The organism is Kaarinaea lacus (assembly GCF_975902315.1).
This window is the reverse complement of the sequence record NZ_CDLKIE010000044.1, coordinates 1-4,399: the sequence shown is the minus strand read 5'-3', so window position 1 is coordinate 4,399 and position 4,399 is coordinate 1. Positions and strand designations below refer to the sequence as shown.

Below are 4,399 nucleotides of genomic sequence, written 5' to 3'. Positions count from 1 at the left end.
CCTTCCTTCCTTCTTTCTCTTCCCGTTTCGTTCGTTCGAATTTTTCTTTGGACACGGTGAATACCCCTTCTGTTCTATCTAGTCATTCAACAATTAAAGTTACGAAGCCTTTTTAATTACTGCCTCAGACACACTGGATGGAGCCTGAGCATACTTACTGAATTCCATCGAATAAGTTGCACGTCCCTGACTCATGGAACGTAAATCAGTGGCATAGCCAAACATTTCTGCTAACGGTACTTCTGCCTTGATGTTTTTACCCGAGACACTATCTTCCATTCCTTGCACGATACCGCGACGGCGATTCAAATCACCCATCACGTCACCCATATAATCTTCTGGTGTTACGACATCAACGGTCATAACGGGTTCTAACAGCACTGGTCCGGCCTCTAATGCACCTTTTCTGAATGCCATGGAGCCAGCCATTCTAAACGATACTTCATCGGAGTCGACGTCGTGGTAAGAACCGTCATATAAAGCGACCCTGGCATCTTCAATCGGATATCCGGCCAATACACCATTTTGCATTTGATCTTTGATACCTGCTTCCACGGCGCTGATATATTCTCTTGGCACTGCACCACCAACGATTTCATTGACAAATTCGAATCCAGAGCCAGGCTCAGATGGTTCAATACGCAACCAGACATGCCCGTATTTACCTCGACCACCCGTTTGCTTAACGTATTTCCCTTCAGAATTAACCGTTTTGGTAATCGCTTCGCGGTATGCTACCTGAGGCGCACCGACGTTCGCACCAACCTTAAACTCACGCAGCATACGGTCAACAATGATTTCCAGGTGTAATTCACCCATTCCAGAAATAATCGTCTGGCCGGATTCTTCATCGGTGTGCACTCGAAATGAAGGATCTTCCTGTGCCAGCTTGGACAGGGCAATGCCCATTTTTTCCTGGTCAACCTTGGTTTTAGGCTCTATCGCAACAGAAATAACCGGCTCCGGAAACTCCATACGCTCCAGCGTGATAACCTTATTCACGTCACATAGCGTGTCGCCGGTTGTAACATCTTTCAAACCAACTGCCGCGGCGATATCACCTGCACGGACTTCTTTAATCTCTTCCCGGCTATTGGCGTGCATTTGTAAAATACGGCCAATGCGTTCTTTTTTACCTTTTACCGGGTTATAAACGGTATCACCGGAACTCAACACGCCGGAATACACCCGGAAAAAAGTCAAAGTTCCTACAAAAGGATCTGTGGCAATCTTGAACGCTAACGCTGCGAAAGGTTCATCATCGGAAGAATGACGTTCCGCAATCGTTTCATCTTTATCATCAAGGTGGCCCTTGATTGATTCCACATCCGTCGGACCAGGCATCAAATCAATGATGGCGTCCAACATCGCCTGCACACCTTTGTTCTTAAAGGCAGAGCCACACAAGGCCGGCACAATTTCATTGGCCAGGGTGCGAATGCGCAAACCTTTCTTAATCTCTTCCTCGGACAAGTCCCCGTTCTCCAGGTACTTTTCCATCAAGTCTTCATCGGCTTCCGCCGCAGACTCCACCATCTTCTCGCGCCATTCTTCACACTGCGCTTGCATTTCGGATGGTATATCGTGTAATTCATAGGTGGCGCCCATATCGGCTTCGCTCCACATGATGGCTTTCATGCGAACCAGGTCCACTACGCCTTTGAAATTCTCTTCTGCACCAATCGCTAACTGGATTGGCACTGGATTTGCGCCCAGGCGGTCTTTGATTTGCCCAACCACACGCAAGAAATCTGCACCTGCACGGTCCATTTTGTTAATGAACGCCATGCGCGGCACGCTGTATTTGTTGGCTTGTCGCCAGACGGTTTCAGACTGGGGCTCAACACCGCCCACTGCACAGAATACGGCGCAAGCACCATCGAGTACCCGTAAAGAGCGTTCGACTTCGATGGTAAAATCCACGTGCCCCGGTGTATCGATGATATTGATGCGATGTTCCGGGTACTGTTGATCCATACCTTTCCAGAAGCAGGTGGTTGCCGCGGAGGTTATGGTGATTCCACGCTCCTGTTCTTGTTCCATCCAGTCCATGGTGGCGTTGCCATCATGAACTTCGCCGATCTTGTGAGAAATACCGGTATAAAACAGGATGCGTTCAGTGGTCGTAGTCTTGCCCGCATCGATATGCGCCATGATACCGATGTTTCGATAGCGTTCGATTGGTGTCTTGCGGGCCACGGTTCACGATCTCACTAAATAACATTTAAAAATCTGATAATTACCAACGATAGTGAGCAAAAGCCTTGTTGGCTTCAGCCATACGATGTACGTCTTCACGTTTTTTCACTGCCGAACCTTTGTTATCAGCAGCATCCAGCAATTCGCCTGCGAGACGACGATCCATTGATTTTTCACCGCGTTTGCGGGCGGCATCAACGATCCAGCGCATTGCCAGGGTGGTACGGCGATCGGCACGCACTTCCACGGGAACCTGATAAGTAGCACCACCCACACGGCGAGATTTTACCTCTACCATGGGACGAACGTTATCCAATGCTTTGTTAAGCATCTCAATAGGCTCACCTTTTAACTTATCGACAACCTGATCCAACGCGCTGTAAACAATCTGCTCAGCAACTGATTTTTTGCCACTTAACATCACTATATTAATGAACTTGGCAACCGTACCATCTCCGAATTTGGGATCGGGTAAAATAATTCGTTTTGCTGCAACGCGTCTTCTTGCCATTCTCTATACCTGAGTTGTTTTTTCGATTCTGTTAATAAATAAAGAACTTATATTCAGTATTAAGCCTTTGGTCGTTTCGCTCCATATTTAGAGCGACCCTGTTTACGATCGGACACACCTGAAGTATCCAGACTACCGCGCACCGTATGGTAACGAACACCCGGCAAATCCTTTACACGACCACCGCGAATCAGTACCACCGAGTGTTCCTGTAAATTATGGCCTTCACCACCGATATAAGTGGTTACTTCCTGACCATTTGTCAATCGAACACGCGCCACCTTACGTAGTGCTGAATTCGGCTTTTTAGGTGTCGTAGTGTATACACGTGTGCAGACACCACGGCGCTGTGGACAAGCATCCAGAGCAGGTACGTTTGTCTTAACCACTTGTTTTACACGTGGTTTTCGTACTAATTGGTTAATCGTAGGCATTCAGATCTCCGGCCAAAATAAAAAACAGGCGAGACAACTCGCCTGTCAGGGAGCGCGAATTTTAGGCGTAAGTGACGGTTCTGTCAAGTGTTAGCCGGCCGGTCGCCGGCTATGAACTGACCACTTCTTCTTCCTCACTACCACTGGAAGTAGTTGGTTCTTCCGTGCTCGGTGGTTCTGCCATACCTTCAACCTCAGGTTGCCGCTTGCGCTGGCGGTCCTGGTGGTAAGCAAGACCTGTACCGGCTGGAATCAATCGTCCTACAATGACGTTTTCTTTCAAGCCGCGCAGAAAATCAACCTTGCCGCTCACCGAGGCTTCGGTCAACACACGCGTTGTTTCCTGGAAGGACGCCGCAGAAATAAACGATTCTGTCGCCAAAGATGCTTTGGTGATTCCCAGCAATAGTGGATTGAATTTGGCGGGTTCTTTACCACGCGCCAGCATTTCGTCGTTATAATCCAGCACCTGAGCTTTTTCGACCTGCTCACCCTTGAGGTACTTGGTATCACCGGGTTCACTAATTTCCACCCGGCGCAGCATTTGTCGCACGATGACTTCGATATGCTTATCGTTGATTTTTACGCCTTGTAGACGGTAAACCTCTTGCACCTCGTTAGCGATATAGGTGGCCATCTCTTCCACACCCAACAAACGTAATATGTCGTGCGGATTCGGCGCGCCATCAGCAATGGTTTCACCTTTTTCGACGTGCTCACCCTCAAACGCAGTAATGTGACGCCATTTCGGAATCAGTTCTTCGTAATGCTCACCCTCGTTAGGCGTAATCATCAGGCGACGCTTGCCCTTGGTTTCCTTACCGAAACCGATAACCCCGGAGATTTCTGCAAGTATTGCAGGCTCTTTTGGTTTACGCGCTTCGAACAACTCGGCAACCCGTGGCAGACCACCCGTAATATCACGTGTCTTGGAAGACTCTTGCGGAATACGTGCAATAACATCACCGACTTCCGCTTTACCGCCGTCTTCCATAACAACAATCGCACCCGCGGGTAGAACATAATGCGCTGGCACATCACTACCGGCGATATTCAAATCGTCGCCATTCTCATCCACCAGTTTCACCATGGGACGCAGATCTTTGGCACTGGTGCCGCGCTGCTTGGGATCGGTAATGACCAGACTGGATAAACCCGTTACCTCATCCATTTCACGTTGCACCGTGACACCTTCAATGAAGTCGTTGAACTTGATAACACCCGCTACCTCGGTAATGACCGGGTGAGTATGCGG

The 4,399-nt window shown here is 48.8% G+C and carries 3 protein-coding genes and 1 pseudogene; all 4 read right to left on the bottom strand.

The window, feature by feature from the left end; genetic code table 11:
• Positions 1–99: 99 nt before the first annotated feature.
• Positions 100–2,199: an elongation factor G gene (gene fusA / locus ACWVCM_RS00775; RefSeq protein ID WP_455199785.1), complete on the bottom strand. Its 2,100-nt coding sequence runs from the start codon at positions 2,197–2,199 to the stop codon at positions 100–102.
• Between the two features lie 40 nt (positions 2,200–2,239).
• A complete protein-coding gene (rpsG, locus tag ACWVCM_RS00770; RefSeq protein WP_455199784.1) occupies positions 2,240–2,710 on the bottom strand; it encodes a 30S ribosomal protein S7 in 471 nt (156 codons plus the stop codon).
• Between the two features lie 59 nt (positions 2,711–2,769).
• A complete protein-coding gene (gene rpsL, locus ACWVCM_RS00765; RefSeq protein ID WP_455199783.1) occupies positions 2,770–3,144 on the bottom strand; it encodes a 30S ribosomal protein S12 in 375 nt (124 codons plus the stop codon).
• Between the two features lie 109 nt (positions 3,145–3,253).
• Positions 3,254–4,399: pseudogene (locus tag ACWVCM_RS00760) on the bottom strand (hypothetical protein); the annotation flags it as partial.

Bases quoted from the DNA above. Each gene is read 5' to 3' on its own strand.
- rpsG (WP_455199784.1), bottom strand. From the start codon at position 2,710: ATGGCAAGAAGACGCGTTGCAGCAAAACGAATTATTTTACCCGATCCC.
- rpsL (WP_455199783.1), bottom strand. From the start codon at position 3,144: ATGCCTACGATTAACCAATTAGTACGAAAACCACGTGTAAAACAAGTG.